Origin of the sequence: Tenacibaculum amylolyticum, assembly GCF_964511145.1 — a bacterium.
In the GTDB taxonomy this organism is placed as follows: domain Bacteria; phylum Bacteroidota; class Bacteroidia; order Flavobacteriales; family Flavobacteriaceae; genus Polaribacter; species Polaribacter amylolyticum.
Window position 1 is genome coordinate 173,283 of record NZ_CAZEFZ010000026.1, and the last position, 24,956, is coordinate 198,238.

General features: G+C 29.9%; 23 protein-coding genes. 8 read left to right on the forward strand and 15 right to left on the reverse strand.

Going from position 1 to position 24,956, the window contains the following annotated elements; all coding sequences use genetic code 11:
- Positions 1 to 5 precede the first annotated feature (5 nt).
- Genes ACKTTC_RS09100 through ACKTTC_RS09145 form a run of 10 tightly spaced genes read right to left on the reverse strand, consistent with a single transcriptional unit; the run spans position 6 to position 9,117 of the window.
- Positions 6 to 272 carry a TIGR03643 family protein gene (locus ACKTTC_RS09100; RefSeq protein ID WP_408039499.1) on the reverse strand — a complete coding sequence of 89 codons (267 nt, stop codon included), beginning with the start codon at positions 270 to 272 and terminating at the stop codon, positions 6 to 8.
- Positions 262 to 687 (reverse strand): hypothetical protein, encoded by a 426-nt coding sequence (locus tag ACKTTC_RS09105; protein WP_408039500.1) that lies wholly within the window; start codon positions 685 to 687, stop codon positions 262 to 264. The genes ACKTTC_RS09100 and ACKTTC_RS09105 overlap by 11 nt, the downstream gene beginning before the upstream one ends.
- The gene (locus ACKTTC_RS09110; protein ID WP_408039782.1) at positions 687 to 2,177 is read right to left on the reverse strand and encodes a cryptochrome/deoxyribodipyrimidine photo-lyase family protein; all 1,491 of its coding nucleotides are present in this window, start codon (positions 2,175 to 2,177) and stop codon (positions 687 to 689) included. The genes ACKTTC_RS09105 and ACKTTC_RS09110 overlap by 1 nt, the downstream gene beginning before the upstream one ends.
- Positions 2,174 to 3,685, reverse strand: a complete 1,512-nt coding sequence (locus tag ACKTTC_RS09115; protein WP_408039501.1) for a cryptochrome/photolyase family protein — start codon at positions 3,683 to 3,685, stop codon at positions 2,174 to 2,176. Before ACKTTC_RS09115 ends, ACKTTC_RS09110 begins: the two co-directional genes overlap by 4 nt.
- Positions 3,686 to 4,990 (reverse strand): DASH family cryptochrome, encoded by a 1,305-nt coding sequence (locus ACKTTC_RS09120; protein ID WP_408039502.1) that lies wholly within the window; start codon positions 4,988 to 4,990, stop codon positions 3,686 to 3,688.
- Positions 4,966 to 5,109, reverse strand: a complete 144-nt coding sequence (locus tag ACKTTC_RS09125) for a DUF2256 domain-containing protein (protein WP_408039503.1) — start codon at positions 5,107 to 5,109, stop codon at positions 4,966 to 4,968. The genes ACKTTC_RS09120 and ACKTTC_RS09125 overlap by 25 nt, the downstream gene beginning before the upstream one ends.
- Entirely contained in the window at positions 5,106 to 6,527 is a 1,422-nt protein-coding gene (locus ACKTTC_RS09130; protein WP_408039504.1) for an SDR family oxidoreductase, read from the reverse strand. The genes ACKTTC_RS09125 and ACKTTC_RS09130 overlap by 4 nt, the downstream gene beginning before the upstream one ends.
- Positions 6,524 to 7,156 carry a flavin reductase family protein gene (locus ACKTTC_RS09135; RefSeq protein ID WP_408039505.1) on the reverse strand — a complete coding sequence of 211 codons (633 nt, stop codon included), beginning with the start codon at positions 7,154 to 7,156 and terminating at the stop codon, positions 6,524 to 6,526. The genes ACKTTC_RS09130 and ACKTTC_RS09135 overlap by 4 nt, the downstream gene beginning before the upstream one ends.
- Entirely contained in the window at positions 7,157 to 8,467 is a 1,311-nt protein-coding gene (locus ACKTTC_RS09140) for an ABC1 kinase family protein (protein WP_408039506.1), read from the reverse strand.
- Complete coding sequence (locus tag ACKTTC_RS09145) at positions 8,464 to 9,117, reverse strand: TetR family transcriptional regulator C-terminal domain-containing protein (protein ID WP_408039507.1); 654 nt, start codon at positions 9,115 to 9,117, stop codon at positions 8,464 to 8,466. The genes ACKTTC_RS09140 and ACKTTC_RS09145 overlap by 4 nt, the downstream gene beginning before the upstream one ends.
- A 157-nt stretch (positions 9,118 to 9,274) precedes the next feature.
- Between ACKTTC_RS09145 and ACKTTC_RS09150 the strand changes: the two genes are divergently transcribed.
- From ACKTTC_RS09150 to ACKTTC_RS09165, 4 genes are read left to right on the forward strand one after another with little or no spacing between them, the layout of a single operon-like run.
- Complete coding sequence (locus ACKTTC_RS09150) at positions 9,275 to 9,955, forward strand: TetR/AcrR family transcriptional regulator (protein WP_408039508.1); 681 nt, start codon at positions 9,275 to 9,277, stop codon at positions 9,953 to 9,955.
- Positions 9,945 to 11,597, forward strand: a complete 1,653-nt coding sequence (locus ACKTTC_RS09155; RefSeq protein WP_408039509.1) for a peptidase domain-containing ABC transporter — start codon at positions 9,945 to 9,947, stop codon at positions 11,595 to 11,597. The genes ACKTTC_RS09150 and ACKTTC_RS09155 overlap by 11 nt, the downstream gene beginning before the upstream one ends.
- A gap of 4 nt (positions 11,598 to 11,601) precedes the next feature.
- A complete protein-coding gene (locus ACKTTC_RS09160) occupies positions 11,602 to 12,960 on the forward strand; it encodes an HlyD family secretion protein (RefSeq protein WP_408039510.1) in 1,359 nt (452 codons plus the stop codon).
- A gap of 1 nt (position 12,961) precedes the next feature.
- Positions 12,962 to 14,365 (forward strand): TolC family protein, encoded by a 1,404-nt coding sequence (locus ACKTTC_RS09165; RefSeq protein WP_408039511.1) that lies wholly within the window; start codon positions 12,962 to 12,964, stop codon positions 14,363 to 14,365.
- 158 nt (positions 14,366 to 14,523) lie between these two features.
- On the opposite strand, the gene ACKTTC_RS09170 is transcribed toward ACKTTC_RS09165, so the two are convergent.
- The 3 genes from ACKTTC_RS09170 to ACKTTC_RS09180 form a co-directional block, all read right to left on the reverse strand.
- Complete coding sequence (locus tag ACKTTC_RS09170; RefSeq protein WP_408039512.1) at positions 14,524 to 15,612, reverse strand: energy transducer TonB; 1,089 nt, start codon at positions 15,610 to 15,612, stop codon at positions 14,524 to 14,526.
- 309 nt (positions 15,613 to 15,921) lie between these two features.
- Positions 15,922 to 16,530, reverse strand: coding sequence for a trimeric intracellular cation channel family protein (locus ACKTTC_RS09175; protein WP_408039513.1), 609 nt, complete (start codon positions 16,528 to 16,530; stop codon positions 15,922 to 15,924).
- On the reverse strand, positions 16,531 to 16,923 hold the full coding sequence (locus ACKTTC_RS09180; RefSeq protein WP_408039514.1) for an acyl-CoA thioesterase: 393 nt from the start codon (positions 16,921 to 16,923) through the stop codon (positions 16,531 to 16,533).
- Between the two features lie 61 nt (positions 16,924 to 16,984).
- On the opposite strand from ACKTTC_RS09180, the gene ACKTTC_RS09185 reads away from it, so the two are divergent.
- Positions 16,985 to 18,322, forward strand: coding sequence for an MATE family efflux transporter (locus tag ACKTTC_RS09185; RefSeq protein WP_408039515.1), 1,338 nt, complete (start codon positions 16,985 to 16,987; stop codon positions 18,320 to 18,322).
- On the opposite strand, the gene ACKTTC_RS09190 is transcribed toward ACKTTC_RS09185, so the two are convergent.
- Positions 18,311 to 18,988 (reverse strand): DUF2461 domain-containing protein, encoded by a 678-nt coding sequence (locus ACKTTC_RS09190; protein WP_408039516.1) that lies wholly within the window; start codon positions 18,986 to 18,988, stop codon positions 18,311 to 18,313. The genes ACKTTC_RS09185 and ACKTTC_RS09190 overlap by 12 nt on opposite strands.
- Positions 18,989 to 19,094: 106 nt before the next feature.
- On the reverse strand, positions 19,095 to 20,186 hold the full coding sequence (gene ychF, locus ACKTTC_RS09195) for a redox-regulated ATPase YchF (RefSeq protein ID WP_408039517.1): 1,092 nt from the start codon (positions 20,184 to 20,186) through the stop codon (positions 19,095 to 19,097).
- A 152-nt stretch (positions 20,187 to 20,338) separates the two neighbouring features.
- Between ychF and ACKTTC_RS09200 the strand changes: the two genes are divergently transcribed.
- The 3 genes from ACKTTC_RS09200 (at position 20,339) to ACKTTC_RS09210 (ending at position 24,926) form a co-directional block, all read left to right on the forward strand.
- Positions 20,339 to 20,905: an RNA polymerase sigma factor gene (locus ACKTTC_RS09200; protein ID WP_408039518.1), complete on the forward strand. Its 567-nt coding sequence runs from the start codon at positions 20,339 to 20,341 to the stop codon at positions 20,903 to 20,905.
- Between the two features lie 75 nt (positions 20,906 to 20,980).
- Positions 20,981 to 21,979 (forward strand): FecR family protein, encoded by a 999-nt coding sequence (locus ACKTTC_RS09205; protein WP_408039519.1) that lies wholly within the window; start codon positions 20,981 to 20,983, stop codon positions 21,977 to 21,979.
- Between the two features lie 19 nt (positions 21,980 to 21,998).
- Positions 21,999 to 24,926 carry a TonB-dependent receptor gene (locus ACKTTC_RS09210; protein ID WP_408039520.1) on the forward strand — a complete coding sequence of 976 codons (2,928 nt, stop codon included), beginning with the start codon at positions 21,999 to 22,001 and terminating at the stop codon, positions 24,924 to 24,926.
- Positions 24,927 to 24,956: the final 30 nt, after the last annotated feature.

Here is a 24,956-nt window from a genome sequence, read left to right on the forward strand (position 1 = left end):
ACTTATTATCTTTTTGAAATTTTATTATTTGAAACTTGTCGTTGTCTAGAGCATTTAAATCGTCCTTCGTTAAAAACTCTTTTTGCTTGATGCTTTGTAGCTCTTCCTGAAACTCTTTTTCTCCACATTCTGAAGCTAGAAGGTTTCATTTCTCTACGCATTAATGCAATAACTTCTTGCTCTTTTAATCCAAATTGAAATCGAATTGCATCAAACGTAGTTCTATCTTCCCAAGCCATTTCTATAATTCTATCCAAAACTCTATCCGTCATAATACTCTAGATTTAAGTATTCGTTTTTAAAATCGATCATTTTAGTAATGAAGTTTTTATTTTCAGTATAATTCTTATTTTTCAAAAACTTTATAAAGCTCCCTTCTGCATGAATACTAAAGAAAGACGCATTATAAACAACTAATTTATGATAAGGTATACACCAAGAAAAACGCTCTAAACGATTAGTGTAATGAATTAAAACACCTTTAGGACGTAATTCTATATTTCCGTAATTAAGTTCTGAAAATTGTTTTTTAGTCGTTTGTAATTTCTTACTTACTTCAGCAATCATAAGTCTTCCTGAGCCTATTCCTTTCATTTTAATTTTCTCAAAAAAAGAAAATGGTTTTCCTAGTAATTCTTTACTATGAATAGTAAAATCTTCGTTATTATAAGTGGTATTAAAAATCATTATTCATCTCTTAACATTCTACTTCTATTTATAATCGTGTGTTTTTTAAGTATTCGAATACTTTCTCGTAACACTTCTGGATCTTTTTTCATATTCCATAAAATATCACTTGCTTTTTTTCTATTCTCTTTCACATTTACAATAGGAAACGGATAATCTTCTCCTAATACACAGTTGTTAAACTGTTGATCTAAAGCAGTCATTAAATAAGGTTCGTGAATAAATGGAATAGGTAAATGTGCTAATTCTGGCACCCATTTTTTAATAAACAATGCATCTGGGTCGTGTTCTTGTCCGTTTTTAATTGGATTATATATTCTGAGGTTGTTTATACCTGTTTCTCCTGCTTGCATTTGTAATTGTGGAAAATGTATGCCTGGTTCAAAATCGAGAAAATTTTTAGATAAATGGTGTGTTGCTTCTTGCCATGGTTGCCATAAAATATGTGTAAAAAAAGACACTAACATGGCTCGCATTCTAAAGTTAATATAACCTGTTGTATTTAAACAACGCATAGAAGCATCTACCAATGGAAAACCTGTTTGCCCAGTTTCCCAAGCTGTTTTATACGTTTCGGATATCGATTTTTTAAGCTTATGATATCCTTTGTTTACACTCGCATTTTCCATGGTGCATTCCATTTCAAATTTCTGAATAAAATGTGCTTGCCAACGTAAACGAGAAATGAATGCTCCTAAATGCCGTTTATTCTCTGAAGTTTCTTTTACTTCTTTCGCTTTCTGAAATATTTCTCGTATTGATACATTTCCCCAAGCTATATATGGAGATAATCTGCTACAACTTACTCTAGAAGCTTCTGGTTTTGAAATATGATACATGTACTTCTCATATCTTCCTTCAAAAAAAGAATTTGCATATTTCCATGCCGTTTCTCTACCTCCATACTGGAAATTTTCACTCTTCTCAGTTCTCAAATTTGTAGTATGAAAATATTCAGAAATTTGATTGATTGTTGACAAAGAAATGAATACATTTTCATTGGGATTGAATGTTAACTGTGATTGATACATATAATTTTCCCATTTGTCAAACCAATCTTCTCTATCTAACAATCCTCGTAATACGCCATTGTTTATATTTTCTACCCATTCTATGGAGTTATTTCTACAATAACGTGCAAATTCTTTGTCTCTTTTAAAGGTGGTTAACAATCCTGTTTCTTGGTGAGAGTAAACTTGTTCAACTCTAAAATGAGATTGCAATTGATTGAAGACTGCAAAAATATCACCTGTAACACTCAATACTTTTGTGTTATATGAGGCTAAATCTGTATTTATATCAACAAGAGATTGTTTTATAAAATCCCAATGTCGTTTACTGTAATGTTCATCTTCTAATAATAAGTTTTCAAAAACATACAAGAACAGTACTCGTATTCCTGATTCTAATGCATTAAAAATGGCTTCATTATCATGCAAACGTAAATCTCTTTTAAGCCAAACTACGGCTATTCTTTCTTTATTCCTCATACGTTCTGACATACATTTATCTTTTGTTTATTTTCTTCTTCTATACTTTGTAAAAATGTTTCTGCATTCAAAAAATGTTTGTTCCTTTTTTCTATATCCATTTTATCAAGGTTTGTCAACAACATTCGTAATCTTGGATTTTTAGTTAGAAATTCCCTGTTTTTATCCATGAATTTCCAAAACAATCCATCCCATATTGCTTGCCAATCCCCATTAGGATAATCACTCATTTTTTTTATATAATTACTACTACTGATATAAGGTTTGGTAGACATTAATCCTCCATCTGCAAATAAGCTCATTCCATACACATTAGGTACCATTACCCAATCGTAAGCATCTATAAATAATTCCATAAACCATTGGTAAACTTCATCCGGATCAAATTCGCAGAGTAACATAAAGTTTCCTAATATCATTAATCGTTCTATATGATGTGCATAGCCTGTTTTTAAAACTTTTTTAATTGTTGCATCTATTGGCAAAACACCAGTAGTTCCTGTATAAAAAGATGATGGTATTTTACGAGAGTGATTCCAAAAGTTCTTTGTTCTTTCTTCAGTTCCTTTTACTTCATATACACCACGAATAAATTCTCTCCAACCTAATATTTGTCTTATAAAACCTTCTAAAGAATTTATTGGAATATCGTTTTTAGCGGCATAATCACTAGCTTTTTTTATTACTTCCATTGGATTTAATAATCCTACATTTATAAGTGGCGATAATAAACTGTGGTGTAAAAAATGCCTGTCTTTTACTATAGCGTCTTCATAATCTCCAAATTCATGAAAACGAACTTCAAAAAACTCTTGCAACCAATTTTCTGCTTCTTTAAAAGTGGAAGGATATATTTGAAAATCATGCAAATTGCCTACATTTTCAGAAAAATGAATTGCTACATAGTTTTTTGCTTCTAAAAAGAAGGAATTGTTATCTGGAAATAATACAACAGGACTTATTTTATTTTTAGGATACTTCTTTCTATTATCGATATCGAAAGTCCACTTACCTCCTACTGGGTTTCCATTTTGAATAAGAATATTCCTTTCTAAACGTTGTTGTTTATAAAATGATGTTTGAAAAAATTTCTTCTTTGTTGGTTTGAAAAAAGAGGTTAATTCAGTTTTTTTATTAATAAACAATGGATTTTCATACCACTCTACACGGATGTTTTTAATGGTATTTTCAATTCTTTTTTGTAACCAATTATCAGTTGGGTCAATAATATGTAATTCTTCTATACTTTCAGCTTCTAAAACTGTAATAAGTTCTCTTACATCTGATTTGAAATCTGTTGCCTCAATATATTCTACTTGAAATCCTTGATCCTTTAAATAAGTTTCGTAATATTTCATAGTAGCTCTATGAAATACTAGCTTTTGTTTGTGAAAATTATACTGATTAAAAAACAACGTTTCTTCTATCAAATAGATGATAATATCTTTTGAAGGAAAAACTACTCTTTTAAATAGTTGGTGTGGAAAAAGTAATGCTCTTTTATTCATTTAAAACAGTGTAGGTTGTAACCACAATCGCTGATAATTTCCGTTTGTATCGTACTTATCTGCTTGTAGTTTTATATTAAACTTTCGATCTCTAGGATCATTTCCAACGCCTGCAACATATTGCCAATTGCCATAATTGCTATGTACATCATAATCTATGAGCATACTTTCAAAGTAAGCTGCTCCTATTCTCCAGTCTAGCAACAATTCTTTTGAGAAATAAGACGCTACATTTTGTCGTCCTCTATTACTCATCCATCCTGTTTCTTTAAGCTCAATCATATTTGCATTAACAAAAGGTTCATCAGTTTCTCCATGAATCCATCTCTCTATTGAACTTAAATCATCTTTCCAGTCATAATTTGCTTTTTTAATTCCCTCGATCTTAAACAAGTTGTTTTTGTGCTTTAAGGCTATATATTTAAAATAATCTCTCCACAACAATTCGAATACAAACCAGTAAGTAGATTGATTACTTCCATACTCCTTTTCAAACTTCTTTACTTCCCAATAAATAGTTTGTGCAGAAATACAACCATTAGCTAACCATGGAGAAAATTTTGAACTGTAATCAGTACCTATAAGTCCGTTTCTAGTTTTCTTGTAAAAAGCGAGTTTCTTTGTTTTGAAAAAATAATCTCTTAATCTATTTTTCGCTTGATTTTCTCCTCCTTTGTAGGGAAAAGCTGCATGAATTGGCATTGAAAAATCTTGAAAACCTAAATCTTGTAATGCTGGCAGTTTTGTACCTACTTCAATATAATTCGATTCTGGTTTCGTTATAGGCAATAATTCTTCTTTCACAACTCCATATTTTTCTACTTTCTTCCTAAAAGCCATAAAGACCTCTGGAATTTTTTCAATCTCAAAAGGAATAGCTTCAGGATCAAATAAAAACTGGTCGTAACTCTCGTGTGTTGTTATTTCTTCTGGAAGTTTAGATTTTACCGATTGAATTATTTGCTCTTCTTCGTCTGTAAATTCTTTTTGATAAAAGAGAGCATCCGCCTTATATGTCAGGCAAAACTTTGGTAAAAAAGCCGACGGATGCTCATAACATAAGAAAAGAGAAATGTTTAATTTTTTTAAATTATTCGATAATTCTTCAACAGATTCTAAAGTAAATTTTGCTCTATATTTTGCTGTTTTTTTAAATCCAAATTGTGTTTCCTCATATAAGTTAGGATCAAAACAATATACTGCAATGACCTTATCATATTGTAAACAAGCATTGTATAATGCCCTATTATTATATGTTCTTAGGTTATTTGTAAACCAAACTATCGCTGTTTTTGTACTTTGCATTTTTTACTACAATATTTTACATTTTCCCAATCTCGTTCCCATTTCTTTCGCCATGTAAAGGGACGCAGACAACATTGACATATTTTGGTTGGTAAGTGTTGTTTCTTTACGTTTCTCACTTTTCGGTTACTAGTGCTTTAATCATCCCATTAAAAACAAAGGCGTGAAATGGCAACACAGCATACCAATACATTCTCCCTAAAATTCCCTTAGGTCTGAATACTGCTCTTTGAAATAGTTGATTTTTAACAATTTTGAACTCTAACCATGCTTCTCCTGGTAGTTTCATTTCTGCAAATAGTAATAATCTTTTTTCTTTTTTATCGGCTAACAATACACGCCAAAAATCTAGTGGATCTCCTGGTTCTAAATATGAATTATGTGTTCTTCCCCTTCGTAAGCCTACACCTCCAAATAACTTATCTATATAACCTCTAATCCGCCATAACCAAGTAAAACTGTACCAACCATTCTCTCCACCTATAGACCAAATTTTATCTATTGTATATACTTCATTGGTAACTTTTCTAGAACGGATATCTTTAAAACAACCAAAATGAGGAATATGTATATGATTACTTAATTGATCGTTAAATACGCCACTACTCATCGCATCTTTCCAACTAGAAATAACCGCATTCTGTTTTATTTTTTGAAATGCTAATGCGACTGCTTCTTTATACTTTATAGGTTGCACACCTAAAATTTCATTAATATTACTAGGCTTTGCAATTACTTCTACTTTCATACTGTCTACCAATGCTTTTGCTAAGTTGAAAGACGTGGAAGTAACAAAGTACAGCCAATATGATGAAAGTCTTGGAGTGAGTACTGGTAATGTTAAAATATAGCGTTTTAACTTTCTTACTTCTCCAAATTCTAGTAACATTTCTTTGTATGTCAGAATTTCTGGTCCACAAATATCAAAAGAAGCGTTCAACACTTTTTCATTACCAATGGCATTTTCCAAAAAGCTTAATACATCTCGAATTGCAATGGGTTGCGTTTTGGTATTTAGCCATTTTGGTGTGACCATTACAGGTAACTTCTCAACAATATCTCTAATAATTTCAAAAGATGCGCTACCACTTCCTACAATAATTCCAGCTCTAAAAGTGGTTAATGCATAATGAGTAGATTTCAAAATCTGTTCTACTGCTAATCTAGATTGTAAATGTTTAGATAAAGAACTATCATTTACAATACCACTTAAATAAATTACTTGCTTACAATTTGTTTGCTCAATTAAATTTTTAAAATTGATAGCACATTGTTGCTCTAAATCTTCAAAATTTGTGGCTGTAGTTGCCATTGAGTGAATTAGATAATAGGCTACATCTATGTCTGTTGGAAAATGAGTGTTTTTAGGATCTAAAAAATCTATTTTAATAAATTCTATATGTTCTTTATGCTCAATTTCATCTGGAATTCTATTTAAATCACGAACACAACAGGCCAATTGATGGCCGCTTTCTAATAACTTTAACACTAATCTTTTTGCAATATAGCCTGTTGTACCTGTGATTAAAACTTTCATTCTTTGTTTACTATTTGTTTTGGGCGTTGGTATGCATACCTTGTTGTCGAGTCTGGTATTGCGTAACCATCTAAACCATTAATTGTTGCTACTTTTCCTTTAGAAAGGTTTAAAAATCCGTCTGCTTCTAACATTTGCTCTTGCACATAAAAGAATTGAATTTCTCCAACGATAAGTAATGTATCATTAGCTTTTATGTAATATTCCTCTAAATACTTTAAACCTATTTGTACTGGGGATTCCTTAACAAAAGGCGCTTTAAAATCATTTTTATATTCTGGGGTTAAGTTGGTCATCTCAAATTCTGAAATCTCCTTAGGATATTTTGCAGAGGTATGATGTGCATCTTCAGTAATCTCTTGGCAAATATGATTTACTGTATAAAACCCTGTGCTTTTTATGTTTTCATAAGTATTTCTAGGTACTGTTGTAGGTCGTAAAACAAATCCTAAAACAGGCGGTGCAGAACCTAAATGTACAATAGAACTAAACACAGCTACATTCTCCTGTCCTTCTGGTGAAACTGTTCCTAAAAGATTTGCTGATTTATAACCTGAAAGACTATTCATCAGGTTTATTTTGTGAATTCTATCAAATTTATCGATGTCTTTTCTATCAAAAAATTGCATTTAGTATTGATTAAAATTATTGATTTTAATATTTGTTGCTTTTAAATCGTGCATTAAATTGTACAGTCCAAAAAAGGTTCTATTGATGTAAATAAAATGTTTAGAACCTCTATTTCCATTCATATTTCTAAGTTCTGTATTCTTGGCATATTTCGTTCCTAACGCTGTTATTTTTCCAAAGAATGTTTCATCAGAAAAATCAAACTCTTCTGTATTAAAAGGTTCTGTAAACAAGCTCAACATTTCATGAAACATGTCTTTAAAAAACGATAATTCTTCAGGAGAATCGTCTTCTCTTAAAATTTCTAATTCGTATAGCTTTTGTTCAAAAAACTCAGAATTAGAGATGTTTTCCTTCTTAGCTAATTCAAAATATGGAACATAGAACTCTTCTGGAACTGCTTTCATGCAACCAAAATCTAACACTATAAGTTCTGTTTCTTTTGAAACTAAAAAGTTTCCTGGATGCGGATCGGCATGTACTTTGCGTAATTTATGCATTTGATACATGTAAAAATCCCACAAAGCTTGTCCTAACTTGTTTGATTTGTCTTTATCTTCATTTTCTGCAGTAAATTCAGATAAATGAATTCCTTGCATCCAATCCATTGTAATAATTCTGTCTGATGAGAATTCTTTGTAATAATTTGGAAATTTTAAGTGAGGAATATGCTTACAAGCATCTACAATTGCCTGGCTTTGTTCAATTTCTAAATTATAATTTGTTTCTTCAATTAGCTTATTTTCTACTTCTTTAAAATATTTGTCGCTATCCTTTCCTCGGATATTGAACATTTTAATTGCAATAGGTTTTACCAAAGACAAATCTGAAGAAATACTTTCTGCCACTCCAGGATATTGAATTTTCACAGCATACTTTTGCCCGTCTTTTTCTGCCAAATGTACTTGGCCAATACTTGCACCACTAACTGCATTTAAATCAAACTTATCGAATAATTCATCTGGGTTTTTACCAAAATAATTCTTGAATGTTTTTTTAACTAAAGGAGCGGACAAGGGAGGTACCGAAAACTGAGATAAAGAAAACTGCTCTACATAGGCTTGAGGTAAAATACCTTTTTCCATACTTAACATTTGTGCTACTTTTAGTGCACTACCTTTCAACTGTTTTAAACCATTGTAAATGTCTTCAGCATTTTCTTTATTCAATTGTTCTTTTGCCTCTTCTTCTCCACTCACTAGTTTATTTCCATAGTACTTTAAATAGTTTACACCAACTTTAGCGCCTGTTTGCACTAACTTCGATGCTCTCTGAATTTTAGAAGTAGGTATATTGTCTATTGTTTTCATCTCACCATCTTTTCTTTAAATAAAAATTTTCCTAAATCAATTACACTCTTTATAGGTGCAATATTTAATATATCAAAACTTGCGTTTACTGATTTTTCAATAAAAATGTCAGTTTTTTCAAATGATACAGAGGTATCTTCTAACCAAAATTTAAGTGTAAGTAATAACTGAATCCAACCACTTTCTGCAATTGCATTGTCTTGTATTTTTTCAAATCTTTCTTGCTTTATTTCTAGCTTTTCTATAGCTAGACTTTTAATAAAAACTTTAAAATGTTTGCGAAGTTTTTCTAAGCTTTTTACTGTTTTTAACTTATTTCTATTCGTATGCAATGCATATACTACGTAGCTTCTATTCGCTGTTAGATTTTCAAAAAACGTGAAATAAAAACTTAGCAATTGATTCCTCGCATCAAAGTTTTGAAATTCTTCACTTTTATGTAGTAAAACAATTGTATTTTCGAAAAAAGCCTCAAAAATAGATGATTGTATTACTTCAAAAGATGAAAAACTTTGATAAAACAATGCTTCATCAAAATTATTATCCTTACTAAACTTGTATATAGATTTAGGTTCTTCATTATGCTCTAACACATAATCCATATACATCGTTATGATATCCTGTTTACTAACATTCTTTTTTTTAGCCATTGGGGTAAAATTTTACTGTTGTTTTTAACTTTTTGGGGAGTTATACCAAAGATACTTATTTTTTGTTTAAGAAAAAACTAAAAAAAATAAACAATAATAGAATTTTAACTTTATATTAATAGTATTACTATTATATTTGCATAAAAAGCAATTAATAATGGATAGATTACTTTCAAGCATAAAAATTGAAGTTCCGGAAGGCATTTATATTAAAAACCCAGAATCGTCTGATCTTGGTAAAAAAATTGTGGAGCACAGCATTGTTTTAATTGATGAAATTGGTTTTGAGAATTTCAATTTTAAGAAACTAGGTACTTTAATAGGATCTAATGAAAGTTCAATCTATAGATATTTTGAAAGCAAACATAAATTACTCATCTATTTAAGTTCTTGGTACTGGAGATGGGTAGAGTATCAATTAGTAATTGAGACTTTTAGTATAAAAGACCATAAAGAAAAGTTAATTAAAGCTATTGAAATAGTGACTAGAAAAACCAAAGAGGATAAAAACTTTTCTCATATTAATGAAGTTTTATTGAATAAGATTATTATTAATGAAAATTCTAAATCATTTTTAACTAAAAGTGTAGACTCAGAAAATAAGCAAGGATATTTCTTACCATATAAGCGAGTGGTAAGAAGATTAGCGGGTGTTATTTCTGAATATAACAACGATTATGAATATCCACTAAGTCTAGCGAGTTCAATTACAGAGGGAGCTCTACATCAGCAATTTATAAAATTACATTTCCCAACCATTACAAATTGTAATGAAGACATTACACCAACACACTTTTACACACAACTTATCCTCAACACTTTAACGAATGACAAATAATGCTTTATCGCCTTGGAAACGCTTCCTTGGCTTAATAAAATTAGAACGAAAAGATATTTTTCAAATATCTTATTATGCCATTTTTGAAGGAGTTGTTTCTCTTTCACTTCCTTTAGGTATACAGGCAATTATAAATTTATTACAAGGAGCTCAAGTATCCGTTTCGTGGATTGTATTGGTTATACTAGTAACAATGGGAGTTGTTTTTTCTGGTATTTTAAAACTAATGCAATTACGAATTATTGAAACAATACAACAACGTATTTTCACTAGAGCTTCTTTTGAGTTGAGTTATCGTTTTCCTAAAATTAAAATGAAGGAGCTACGAAACTACTATTTACCAGAATTAGCCAATCGTTTTTTTGATACATTAACTATACAAAAAGGACTTTCGAAGGTTTTAATTGATGTGCCTTCTGCATTTCTACAAATCATCTTTGCCATTATATTACTTTCTTTCTACCACCCTTTCTTTATCATTTTTGGGTTGTTATTAATTGTATTGATTTACGCTGTATTCAAATTAACTTCACAAAAAGGTATAGAAACTAGTTTAGATGAATCTAAGAACAAATATAAAGTAGCACATTGGCTGCAAGAAATTGCTCGTTCTGTAGTAAGTTTCAAACTATCTGGTAAAACAAGTCTTGCTTTAGAAAAAAACGATACACTAGTTTGTCAATACTTGCGTTCGAGAGAAAGCCACTTTAAAATTTTAGTCATTCAGTTTATACAAATGATTAGTTTTAAAGTACTCGTTACAGCTGGTTTATTATTAATTGGTGGATTTCTTGTACTAAATCAGCAAATGAATATTGGACAATTCGTTGCTGCAGAAATCATTGTTTTATTAGTTATAAGCTCCGTAGAAAAGTTAATATTAGGTTTAGAATCGTTTTATGATGTACTTACTTCTATTGAAAAGTTAGGACAAGTTGTAGACAAACCAATAGAAAAACAGTCTGGTGAAGTAACAGAAGGAGATTTAACCATTGAATTAGAAGATGTTTCTTATAGTGTTGCAAATAGAAACGCACCTATTCTAGATGAAATTTCTTTCGATATCAATCCGAAAGATCGAATTTTAGTACAAGGAGAAAGTGGTTCTGGTAAATCTGCTTTATTACAATTAATTGCTGGTGTTATAGAACCTACCTGTGGTTATGTTCATGTAAATAATCTTTCTATACAAAGTTTACATATTAACAAATATCGTTCTAAACTAGGACTTTCCTTATCTGAAGAAACTCCTTTTGAAGGAACCATTAGAGAAAATATAACTTTTGGGGATACTAGTATTAAAGATAAAGACATTTATCATTCACTAGAAGTTGTAGGTTTAACAGACTTTCTAAAACAACAACCTAATGGTTTAAATACTATAATAAAGCCAGAAGGAAAACAAATAGCTTATACCATTGCTAAAAAAATCATTTTAGCCAGAGCTATTGTTATAAAACCAAAGCTATTAATTCTTGAAGATCCATTAGATCAATTCCAACAAGAAGAAACGCAAAAAATTATTGACTTCTTAGCAGATCCATCACAACCATGGAGTTTAATTGTGGTAAGTAGTAATATGAATTGGAAACAAAAGTGTAACAAACACATTATTTTAGAAAAAGGTCAAATTAAAAAATAAAAACATGTTAAATATCTCTAACAACTCTGTTTCAAAAGATCTTGATTTGACCAACTTCAAATCTGGAAAAGAAATATTTACAAAAGAATATCATAAAAGATTTAGAAAATTCTTATTAGTGTTTTCTTTCATCATTCTTATTATTTTATTCTTACCATGGACTCAAAATATCTCTGGTAAAGGTAGTGTTACCACTTTAAAACCAAATCAAAGACCACAAACGATACAATCGCAAATTCCTGGAAGAATTGAAGAATGGTTTGTACGTGAAGGTGATTTTGTTAAAAAAGGTGATACTATTCTTAGAATTTCTGAAGTTAAAAGTGATTATTTTGACAATCAATTAGCTAAACGTACCCAAGATCAGTTAAATATTAAAACTTTATCTGTAGACGCTTATAAAAACAAAGTTGTAGCATTAAAAGGACAAATTAAAGCTTTGCAGCAAGAGCGAATTTTAAAACTAGAACAAGCTAAAAACAAATTAACTCAAGCGCATTTAAAAGTAAAAAGTGACAGTATTGATTTAGAAGCAATTAAAACTAAAAATATGATTGCTAAAACTCAATACGAACGTGCTGTTAGTTTACAAAAAGAAGGTTTAAAAGCTGTTAAAGATGTTGAAGAAAAGCGAGCTAAATTTCAAGAAGCCAATGCGAAATTAATTTCACAACAAAACAAGTATTTAACATCTCAAAACAATACGATTAATGCTGAATTAAATATATCTACTTTAAAAGCTACCTATGCAGATAAAATTGCTAAAGCAGAAAGTAGCTTATACACAGCACAATCTGCCACTTTAGACACAGAAGCTCAGGTTTCTAAACTAGAAATTAATGTTGCAAACTATACTAAAAGAAATAGCTTACTATATATTACCGCTCCTCAAGATGGTTACATAAACAAAGCCATAAAATCCGGTATTGGAGAAACATTTAAAGAAGGTGAAGAATTAGTAGGAATTATGCCTGCAGATTATGAGTTAGCTGTAGAAATGTTTGTTCGTCCTATAGATTTACCATTAATCCATATAAATGAAGATGTACGAGTACAATTTGATGGTTGGCCCGCAATTGTATTTAGTGGCTGGCCAAATGCATCTTACGGTACTTATGGAGCTAAAGTAGTAGCTATAGAAAATTTTATTAGTAGCAATGGAATGTATAGAATTTTGTTAGCACCAAATAAAGAAACACAACCATGGCCAACTGCAATTAGAGTAGGTTCTGGAGCAAAAACTATTGCTTTATTAGACAATGTTCCTATTTGGTTTGAGTTATGGAGACAGATTAATAGTTTCCCTCCTAACTTTTATCAGCCTGATAAAACAGCATCAACAACAGATAAAAAGAAAAAGTAATATGAAGAAAATTCTTTGTAGCTTATTTATTATAGTAGTCAGTTTTTCTGGAACCTCACAATCCAAAACAGACAGTATTTTAACGCTTTCTGAATATATTGGATATGTAAAACAGTTTCATCCAATTGTAAAACAAGCACAATTAACAACTACTGCTAGTGAAATTAAATTATTAAAAGCTAGAGGTGCTTTCGATCCTAAAATAGAAGTAGATTACGATCGTAAGAAGTTTAAAAAATCTACCTATTATGATAAATTGAATACCGCTTTTAAAATTCCTACATGGTATGGTATTGAATTTAAAGCAAATTATGAGAAGAATTCTGGAATTTTCTTAAACCCAGAGTTTACAGTACCTGAAGATGGTTTATATGGAGCTGGAATTTCTATGTCTTTAGCACGTGGATTTCTTACCAATAAGCGAATGGCTGATTTGAAAAAAGCAAAAATTTATGTCAATCAAGCAAAAGCTGATCAGCAATTATTGGTAAATGATATTTTATACAACGCCATCGTTACCTATTTTGAATGGTTGAAAAACTATGAGAAACAAGAAACATTTAAAAATTTCTTGAAAAATGCAACTGATAGACTTAATAATGTAAAGAGAAGTTTTATTGCTGGAGATAAACCAGCTGTAGATACATTAGAAGCAAATATTAATTATAAGAATCGAATTTTAGATTTAGAAAAGTCTAAACTTACATACATAAAGTCTAAATTAAAACTAGCCAATTATTTATGGTTAGAAGATAATATTCCTTTAGAGTTAGAAGATCGCATTTTACCAGATGTAGATACTCCTCTATACATAGATCAGGTTTTAAATTTAAGTACTTTAGAAAGTAATAGTACTATTGTAAATAATCACTTAAAAATACAATCCTTAGAATACAAAAAAGAGAATTTGATTATAGACAAGCGATTGAAATTAAATAATTTACTTCCTAAAATAGATATTGAGTATAATTTTTTAACTTCTAAATATCAAGATATTACAAACTTTGATACTAATAATTACAAAGCAGGACTTAATTTCAGTGTTCCTCTGTTTTTAAGAAAAGAACGTTCTGATTTGAAATTAGCGAAGTTAAAACTACAAGACATTGATTTTATAATTTCTTCGAACAAAGCAAATCTTTCTAATAAAATTAATGCTATTCGCAATGAAATTAGTTCTTATAATACTCAAAATAAAACGTTAAACGATTTGGTAACTGATTATCAACGATTAGTAAAGGCTGAAGAACGAATGTTTGTTTTAGGAGAAGGTTCTTTATTCCGTATTAACTATAGAGAAGTAAAACTTATAGAAACACAATTAAAAGCGATAGATACTTATAATAAATATTTAAAGTCTAAAGCTTCATTATATAGATTGATTAATAATCAAAGTTATAATTAGTATGATTCAATATATTACATTGTTGAGTGACTATAAAACAATGTATCTCTATCATCTCTAAACAAACTAAGTTCTAAACACTATTATTGAACTTATACTAATTATATAAAAAAGCTATCCATATTCTGGATAGCTTTCTCAAAAATTCAGTCCGCGCATTAATTCAAAGTAAAGGCAACTGGAAAACTATATCTTGTATTTACAGATTTTCCATTTTTCTTTGCCGGAACGAATTTAGGTAACTTCTCTACTAACTCTTTAGCTGCTCTTTCAAGCACTTGTCCATTTTCAGGACCTTTTGCTGAAATGTTAATTACCTCTCCCTCTGCATTAATCATAAATCTAACAAAAATCTTTCCCTCGATGTTCTGATTTATAGCCTCAGTTGGATAAGCGAAGTTATCTTCTATATGCGCTACCAAATTTTTATTAAAACAGTTTATAGAGGTGTCCCCCGACGCATTACAAGATGTAAACTGTGGTATTGTTTCTACGCTTTCAAAGTCGTATACTTTAGATACATTTACTTTTTTAGCTGCTTTTCTAAGATTTGATGGTTTAACTCCTGGTATTCTAAATGTAATTGGAAATCCGTACTTTACAGTTATTGCAGCGCCTTCATGTTTACCTGGTTTAAATTTTGGTAATTTTTTCATGATACGTTCTGCTTCCCTACCTAATTCTTCACCTTTGTATGGAGCTACAATTTTCATTTTTCCAACATTTCCTTTGTTATCGATTACAAAGTGAACAAAAACTCTTCCTTGTACCCCATTATCATAAGATTTTTCAGGATACCTTAAGTTCTTTTTAATATGACTTGCTAATTCTTCCTTAAAACATTTTTCTTGCTTATAAATAGCTACACTCTCACAATTTTTAAAAAGAGGAACTTCATCTACATAATCGAAGGGTATAATTTTTAAGCCACCAGACTTTTCTAAATTTAAATTATTAATGATTTTAGCCTTTTTCTTAATATCGGCCAATTTATGAGTGTAATCATTTGTCATAACACCTGTAGCTGCATCTCTTTTTCTAACCACTCTTCTTCTTGAGGTAACTTCTACAGCTACTTTATTTGCCTTAGAACTTTCATTCTTAGGTTTCTCAATAGAGCATTTAGTAATACTATTTAAATCTAGTACAGTTTCGGTTTTAGGAGTATCACAAGTTTCTTTTGATTGCGATGTTGCTATTTGTATAAAGCAAAATAGCATTAGTATAGGGAAAACTTTTCTAAACATAATACAAGGGATTTATTACTTTCACAATCATAAAGTTACATACTTAATACAATTTTTATCATTATTAATACTTTTTTGCCGCTTTGTATCGTTGAAATGCTTCTTTTTATCGACGAATGGTGAAAAAACCATACTTTAAAATTAACAAATCAACACTGAATAAAATAAAAAACAAAGAATACAGCAACAAAAAGACGCTTAAATTAAATTTAAACCAATAAAAAACAATAAAGATTAAATATAATTCAATATTATATTTTAAAGTTTTATAATAATGAAGTATTTTCTATAAATCTTAAAAAGTATAAATCACCTATCTTTTATTCTTGGTAATTCAAGTTTATAAATGACAGATAATGTTCTAACAACAATAATAATTGCTGCAGATATTATGAAGTTTATTGTTTCGTTAACTTCAAAAAAACACAGGAGTAAATAAAAAATCCCTCCTAGGAAGCATGCAGAAGCATAAATTTCTTTTTTAAAGATTAATGGTACTTTACGTGTTAATACATCTCTAATTACACCGCCAAAAACTGCAGAAACCACTCCCATGATTAATGCTACAAAAATTGGTAAATGTAAACTCAGTCCTTTTTGTAAACCTAACAATGTAAAAACACTAATTCCTACTGTATCAAAGAGAAAAAAAGTTTTACGTAACGGTTCTATTTTACTTTTAAATAAAAATGTAAATACAACAGCTATTAATATTGTCCAAATATAATTTAGATCGCCAATCCAATTAATTGGGTGTGCATTAATCATAATATCTCGTAACATTCCTCCTCCAACAGCAGTAACAAAAGCGATGATAATAACTCCGAATAAATCAAAATTCTTCTTAGAAGCCACCAATGCTCCACTTATAGCAAATGCAAAAGTTCCTAAAATGTCGAGAATATAAATAACTGTCATTTAAATCATTAAATTTTTGATAGCATCATTTATTCGAGTTGGCTTAAATGTTTTTGCATCTAGTAAACACCAAGTAGTTTTTGATTTTGTTAATAAAGTAGTTCCTTTATAACTTTCTACATATCTTACCGAAGTAACTCCTGCTGTTTCTCCAACCCAAGTTTTTACAGTTACTTCATCATCTAATACCGCTTGGTTTTTATAATCTATTTCATGACGTATAAGTACCCATACAACATCGTCTAGTTTATGATCTTTTGTTAGTACTTCCCAATGTTGTTTTGCAATATCTTGTACCCATTGTACATATACTACATTATTTACATGTTGTAATTCATCTATTTCATGCGCTACAACCTTTCTCTTTACACTAAAAATTTTATCATTATTCATAATAGCAAACTTACGTAACTAATAGTATTATTTCGTTAATTTGCACACTAATTTAACTGCCATGGGACAAATTGCAAATGAGATTGCTAGCGAAAAGGTACATAAGCTTTTATTAAAACAATCTATACCAGCCGCTATTGGTATTCTTGTAATGTCTATAAACATGATTGTAGACACTATTTTTGTTGGGCAATGGATTGGTGTATTAGCTATAGCAGCAATTACTGTAGTATTACCAATTGGTTTTTTAATTTCATCTATAGGAATGGCTATTGGAATTGGAGGAAGCTCTGTAATCTCTTTAGCTTTAGGTGCTAATGAGGTGGAAAAAGCCAAAAGAGTTTTTGGTAATCAAATTAGCTTAACAACCATAGCAGCATTTATTTTAGTTTTACTTTGTTTCTTATTAGAAACACATGTATTACAATTATTTGGTGCAAATGGTGAAATTTTAGTTCCTGCGATTCCTTACTTTAGAATTGTTATTGCTGGAGTTCCTTTTTTAGCTTACGCCATGATGGGAAATCCTATTATTAGAGCTTTAGGAAAGCCTAAGTATGCAATGGTTGCTTTAATTTTACCTGCAATTTCTAATATTATTTTAGATATTCTTTTTATTAAAGTTTTTAATTGGGGAATGTTTGGAGCTGGTTTAGCCACATCGTTGTCTTACGCTGTTTGTGGTATTTTTATCTTAGGTTTTTTATTATCTCCAAAGAGTAGCTTACGAATAGGATTTCATTGTTTAAAGCTAAAGAAAAAAATTGTGGCAGAAATAACTTCTTTAGGAAGTATTACATTAGTGAGACAAGCCAGCGTAAGTATACTAACAATAGTTTTAAATTACTCACTCTTTAAATATGGTAATGAATCATCTATAGCGATTTTTGGAATTATAAATAGACTAATGATGTTTATTTTCTTTCCTGTCTTAGGAATTGTACAAGGTTTTCTCCCAATAGCTGGTTATAATTATGGTGCTGAACTGTATAAACGTGTAAAAGAAGTATTGTTTACAGGTATTAAATATGCTACAGTATTATGTATAATAACATTTATAGCTATTTATTTTTTAAACTATGAAATGACGGCTGTATTCACTACAGATACTACTCTTTTACAACAAACTCCTAATGCTATATTAATATGCTTTTTTGCGACTCCTTTTATTGGATTTCAACTTATAGGAGCCGCTTATTTTCAAGCTGTAGGAAAGGCAAAACCTGCTTTGGTATTAACTTTATTAAGACAATCTATCTTTTTAATACCGTTTGTAATTGTTTTACCTATGTTTTTTGGATTGGATGGAATTTGGTACTCCTTCCCTATTTCTGATATGCTAGCTGCTATTGTAACGTTTTTCTTTCTGAAAAAAGAAACTCAAAAACTAGTCGTCTAGCAAACTTTCTCCATTTAAGTTTGTTGTTAAAATAGAACTCATTAAATCAAAGAAAGGGCGTAATGCTTTAAAAGAGGCATCTACTTCTTCTGAAAAATTTGAAGAAAAAACTTCTTTATCTGTAAAGTTTCTAACGGCTATATATCCTTTTTTTCGGATTAAATCGATATCTGGGTGTGTTTTATCAAAACCTTTCGGAGCTGTTTTTAGCTCTTCTCCTTCTAATTTTCCTCCAAAATACTTTTTAAAATCTGGTGCACTAATAACATCTCTTAATTCAACGGCATCTATTTCCAATTCTTTACGAATACGCAGTAAATCTTCTTTGTTAGGCTGCCAAAAACCTCCTGCTAAAAAACTTTCTCCTGGTTTAAGATGCAAATAATATCCTCCTCTTAAATGGGCTCCTTTTCTAGAAAAAGATCCTGCAAAGTGAGTTTTATAAGGAGTTTTATCTTTTGAAAATCGAACATCTCTATAAATTCTAAAAAACTTATGTCCTTCGATTTCATCGTGTGTTTCCAAATTTCCTTGAACTACTCCAAAAAATGCTTTTGCTTCATTTTGTTCTTTGGTAAACGTGTCTTTATGTTCTGTAAACCAATCTCTATTATTATTTTCAGCTAAATTGTTTAAATACTGAAAAATTGATTTATCTAATTCCATGTATTGTATTTTGTTTAAAAGTACGAAAAAGCCCAAACTCTATCGAATTTGGGCTCTTTTATTTTATTAAGGTTAAAGATTTTCAATCTTAACTATTTTCTAAAGACTATACATTAAATCTAAAGTGCATTACATCACCATCGGCAACAACATAGTCTTTACCTTCAACGCGCATTTTACCTGCTTCTTTTACTTTAGTTTCACTACCATACGTTTCATAATCTGCATAACTAATAGTTTCTGCTCGAATGAATCCTTTCTCAAAATCAGTATGAATTACTCCAGCTGCTTGTGGTGCAGTAGCTCCTACAGGAATCGTCCAAGCACGTACTTCTTTAACTCCCGCAGTAAAATAGGTTTGTAAGTTTAATAATGTATATGCAGAACGAATTAAGCGAGAAACTCCTGGTTCTTCTAAACCTATATCTGTTAAAAACATTTGACGCTCTTCATAATCTTCTAACTCAGCAATATCTGCTTCTGTTGCTACAGCTAATACAATAATCTCAGCATCTTCATCTTTTACAGTTTCTCTCACTTTTTCTACATATGCATTTCCATCTTTTGCAGCTGCTTCGTCTACATTACATACATATAACACAGGTTTCGCTGTAATAAATTGCATTGATTTTACTAATTCTTCTTCTTTTTCAGTAAACTCAATTGTTCTTACAGACTTTCCTCCTTCTAAAACTTCTTGTATTTTTTCTAATAAAGCTAACTCAGCTTGTGCTTCTTTATTTCCAGTTTTAGCAGCTCTTTTCACCTTTTCTAACCTCTTTTCAACTGCTTCTAAATCTTTTAACTGTAATTCAATATCGATAGTTTCCTTATCTCTAATAGGATCTACAGAACCATCAACGTGTACAATATTATCGTTATCAAAACAACGTAATACATGTAAAATAGCGTCTGTTTCTCTAATATTAGCTAAAAACTGGTTTCCTAGTCCTTCACCTTTACTTGCTCCTCTTACTAAACCAGCAATATCTACAATTTCTACAGTAGCAGGAATTACTTTTTCAGGATTTACTAATTCTTCTAATTTTTCTAACCTTGTGTCTGGTACATTCACCACACCTAAATTAGGTTCTATAGTACAGAACGGAAAATTAGCACTCTGTGCTTTTGCATTTGATAAACAATTAAATAAAGTTGATTTCCCAACGTTAGGTAACCCTACAATTCCAGCTTTCATTTATAATATTTATTTCTATTTTTTGAGACTGCAAATATAGCATATTAGTTGGCTATTTCTTACATATAATATGAAGGTTTCTAAATCATTTTAATACAATTGCTTCAATGGTTTGTATTTTTTTCATATTTTAACGATGATTTATTTATTCGATGAGGAATCTTAGCGATGAAATATTGTGGAAGTCTTTAAAAGAGGGGGATCTAAATGCTTTTTCTATTCTTTTTAAAAAATTTTATCCTTTATTACATAATTACGGGGTAAAAATTTCTAGAAATGAAGAGCTTACTGAGGATACGCTTCAGGATTTCTTTGTATATATATATGAACACAAAGAGAATCTTAGTGATTTAAATACAATAGCTCCTTATCTTTTCGCTTCTTTTCGAAGGTTTATCATCAGGAAAATAAACAAAATAAAAAAATACACTGTTGTTAGAAGTCTAGATTATACAATCGTTGACATTAACTTTACCCCGGAAGAACTACTTACCCATCAAGAGTCTACTACTTTTAGAAATAAAAACTTAGCACAACTCATAAATAAACTCCCTAAACGGCAGAAAGAAGTCATATATCTCAAGTTTCACTGTAACCTAAAACCAACAGAAATAGCAGAGACTATAGATATTAATTATCAAAGTGTAATTAATACACTTCATAAAGCCATTAAGAATTTAAGAGAAGAAATTGCAATCATTCAATTATTAAATTCATAAATTTGAGCCCCTAAAAGAGTATATTTTACATTTTTGGTGCTTATATAAGTATACAGATTAGTAGTTAAATAAATAATGTCAAAAAAAGCATACAATACAATTCAAGACTTTTTAAATGATGAGTCGTTTAAAAATTGGGCTTTAGATAGTCGTCTATCTGATGTTTCTTTCTGGAATAGGTGGCTACAAAACAATCCTTCTAAAAAAAGTATTGCTTATGAAGCTAAAGACATTATTATAGGTATTAATTTTAAACAATCTACTGTTTCTAAAAATAAAGTTGATTTAGAGTGGACTAAACTTTCTACGAAACTAAAAGAAATTAAATCTAAAGAACAAAAAACTAAAATTCCTCAGAAGAAATCTTTGAAATATACAATTGCTATAAGTGCCATTTTACTTATTTCTTTTATTAGCTATACTTATTTTCAATCTTCTTTAATTACACATCAAACAGCCTATGGTGAAGTATTAGAATTAAAGCTCAAAGATGGAACACTGGTGACATTAAATTCAAATTCTAGTATTTCTTATAATCAGAATAATCCAAGAAAAGTTGAACTAAAAGGAGAAGCTTATTTTGATGTAAATAAAAAAGAAACTACGAATGCTAAATTCTGGGTTTATACATCTGATTTAACGGTAGAAGTATATGGAACACAGTTCAATGTAAAAACATCTAACGAAAAAACCAATGTTTATTTAGAGGAAGGAAAAATCTTTCTCTCTTTTGACGATGGTAATTATAAACAGATGGAACCTGGAAATTATATTGAATACTCTTCCGAAGATCAAAAAATAATCGTGGATAAAGAGAGGGTTTCTAATGAAGAACAAACTTCTTGGAAAAATGGAACACTAATATTCGATCATACAACATTAGCTGAGGCATTACAAAAGGTTTCTGATACTTATGGAGTATTTTTCGAGTATGAAACTCCAGAAATTAAAGAAATTTTGATAACAGGAACGGTTCCTACTACAAATTTAGAAATCTGTTTAAATGCAATTAAAAAGTCTATAAATGTGGATATTAAAAAAGAAAATAGTATACTAGTAGTTTCTAAAAACTAATAACTATTTTCTCTCAAAAATGTATCAGAATTCAACTTGGTCCCTCATCTTATTTGTTGTTTTCTTTATATCTCACCATTTTGCTCATTCACAAAATCAGAAATACATTCCATTAGCAAAGGTTTTGGACGACATCAGTGAAAAACACAATGTATTTTTCACATATAATCCTTTATCAATCAAAATTATTACTGTAGATGCAACTCCTTTTAAAGATTTATCATTAAACAAATCTTTATCATTATTACAAAAAACAACTCCATATACAATAGATTATTTAGGCAATAACTATTATGTACTTTATATTTCTAACTCTAAGGAACTAGGCCTAATAAATAACAATCTTCCAAAAGATTCGATATTAACTTCTACTAAAAACACTACAACTAAACAATATAAAAATATAGTAAGAGGTGTCGTTCTCGATCAATTTTATCAACCAATACAAAAAACTAATGTTATTGAAGAATATACTCAAAATGGTACTATTACAAGAAACGATGGTACTTTTGAATTAGAATTATTTGGGAATAATCCGTTAGTTTTCTCACATATTGGCTATGAAACACAAATCATCTCTCCCAATTCTTCATTCTTAAAAGTCGTTTTAAAATCTGGAGTTCAATTAGATGAAGTTTTAATCGTTGGCTCTAGAAATAAGAAAAGAAAAAACATAGATTCTCCTGTAGCTACCGATGTTATTGATGTTAAAAATATAAAAAATAAAAGTGAGTTTTTAGGTCTCAATCAATTCATTCAAAATGAAATCCCTTCTTTCAATGCAACGAAACAATCAGGATCGGACGGTGCAGATCATATTGTTCCAGCTACGTATAGAGGATTAGGTCCAGATCAAACATTAGTACTAATTAATGGAAAAAGGAGGCATCAAACTTCATTAATTAATTTATATGGAACCAGAGGAAGGGGAAACTCGGGAACAGATTTAAATGCAATTCCTACAGCAGCGATAAAAAAAATTGAAATTTTAAAAGATGGTGCTGCTGCACAATACGGTTCTGATGCTATTGCAGGAGTTATTAATATTGTACTCAACGATACTTCCGATGAAACAAACGTAAATTCGACTTTTGGTTTCTTTAATGCAGGGAATAATACCAATTCTAAAAGAAAAGGAATAGATGGATTAACTTATAAAATAGATGTTAACCATGGTGCCGCAATAAATAAAAATGGTTTTATTAATTTTTCTGGAGAATTTTTAAGCAAAGGATATACTTTTAGGAGAGGAACAGTCGTTAGAGAAAATTATGGAGATGCTGCCATTATGGGAAGTAGCTTATTTTTAAATACAGAAATTCCTATTTCTAAAAATATTAATGCCTACGGTAATGCTGGATATAATTATAAAAATACAAAAGCTTATGCCTTTACAAGACCTGCAAATAGCGAACGAAATGTATTAGCTATTTACCCTGACGGTTTTAATCCTTTAATTACCTCTAATATTTCTGATAAATCTCTTTCGTTAGGGATAAAAGGTAATATAAAGAAATGGCAAATTGATTTCAGTAATACTTACGGAAATAATTACTTTCATTATTTTATTAAAGAAACATTAAATGCCACTTTACTCGAAAATTCACCAAATGAATTTGATGCTGGTGGACATAGTTTAAGTCAGAATACCACAAACATCGATTTCTCTAAATATTTCCCATCTATATTAAAAGGGTTAAACATAGCTACTGGTTTGGAAAATAGAATTGAAAATTATAAAATTTTTGCTGGAGAGGAAGCATCGTATGCTTCTTATGATATTAATGGAAATATAGTAACTTCAAACACACCTTCTAATTTAATTCCAACATTCAATGGTAATATAAGACCTGGTGGCTCTCAAGGATTTCCTGGATATGCTCCTATAAATGAAGTAGACAGAACCCGAACAAGTTTTAGTGTATATCTAGATGCTGAAATTGATTTCACAAAAAAATGGTTACTTGCTACCGCATTACGCTATGAAAATTATAGTGATTTTGGTAGTACTTTAAACTCAAAAATTGCTTCAAGATATCGTATTTCTCCAAAAGCTAACCTTCGGTTTTCATTAAGCACCGGTTTTAGAGCTCCTTCACTAGCCCAAATTTATTACAACTTAATGTTTACTAACTATATAGGTAATACACCTGTAGAATCTTTACTAATAGCTAACAACAACCCTTTAACCAAACAATTTGGTATTGAAAAACTAAAGGAGGAAAAAGCAGTTAATTATAGCCTTGGAATCAATTATAAAGCAACTAAAAATTTTCAATTTTCTATTGATTCCTATTATATTTTCATTAAAGATCGTATTATTTTAAGTGGTAATTTTGATGCTACTAATTTAAATTCTAACGCTCAAAATGTTCAATTTTTTGCAAATGGTGTAAGTACTGCTACCTACGGAATAGATTTTCGTTCAAGTTGGTTTAAACAATTTTCTAATGCTAGTATATCCGCTAGCTTTTCAGGAAATTTTAATCGTATGGATATTACTTCTATAAATAATAAAGGATTAGATAGAGAAACATTCTTTGGTATTAGAGAACAATATTTTCTGAGAGCATCTGCTCCTGAGTACAAATTAATTTTAAATACAATTTTTACTAAAGGAAAGTTCTCATGGAGTAATACATTTACAAAATATAGTAGTGTTGAGTTAATTGATTGGCAAATACAACAGCCTTTAAGCAACTTTAATAATTCTTCAGAAGAAAGATTTCGAGCTTCTTTAGATAAATATGCTCCAAAACTTACATTAGACACCCACTTAACATACCGATTTAATAAAAAAATTCACTTTCACCTAGGAGTCAATAACATTTTTAACTCCTATCCTACTGAACAAGGCAATAATACTGATGGTGGCGGAATTTGGGATGCTGTGCAAATGGGAACCAATGGAGCCTTTTATTATACTAAAATTGCTACTAACTTTTAATTTTTTCAGAAAAGAAGAGTATCAAAAAAC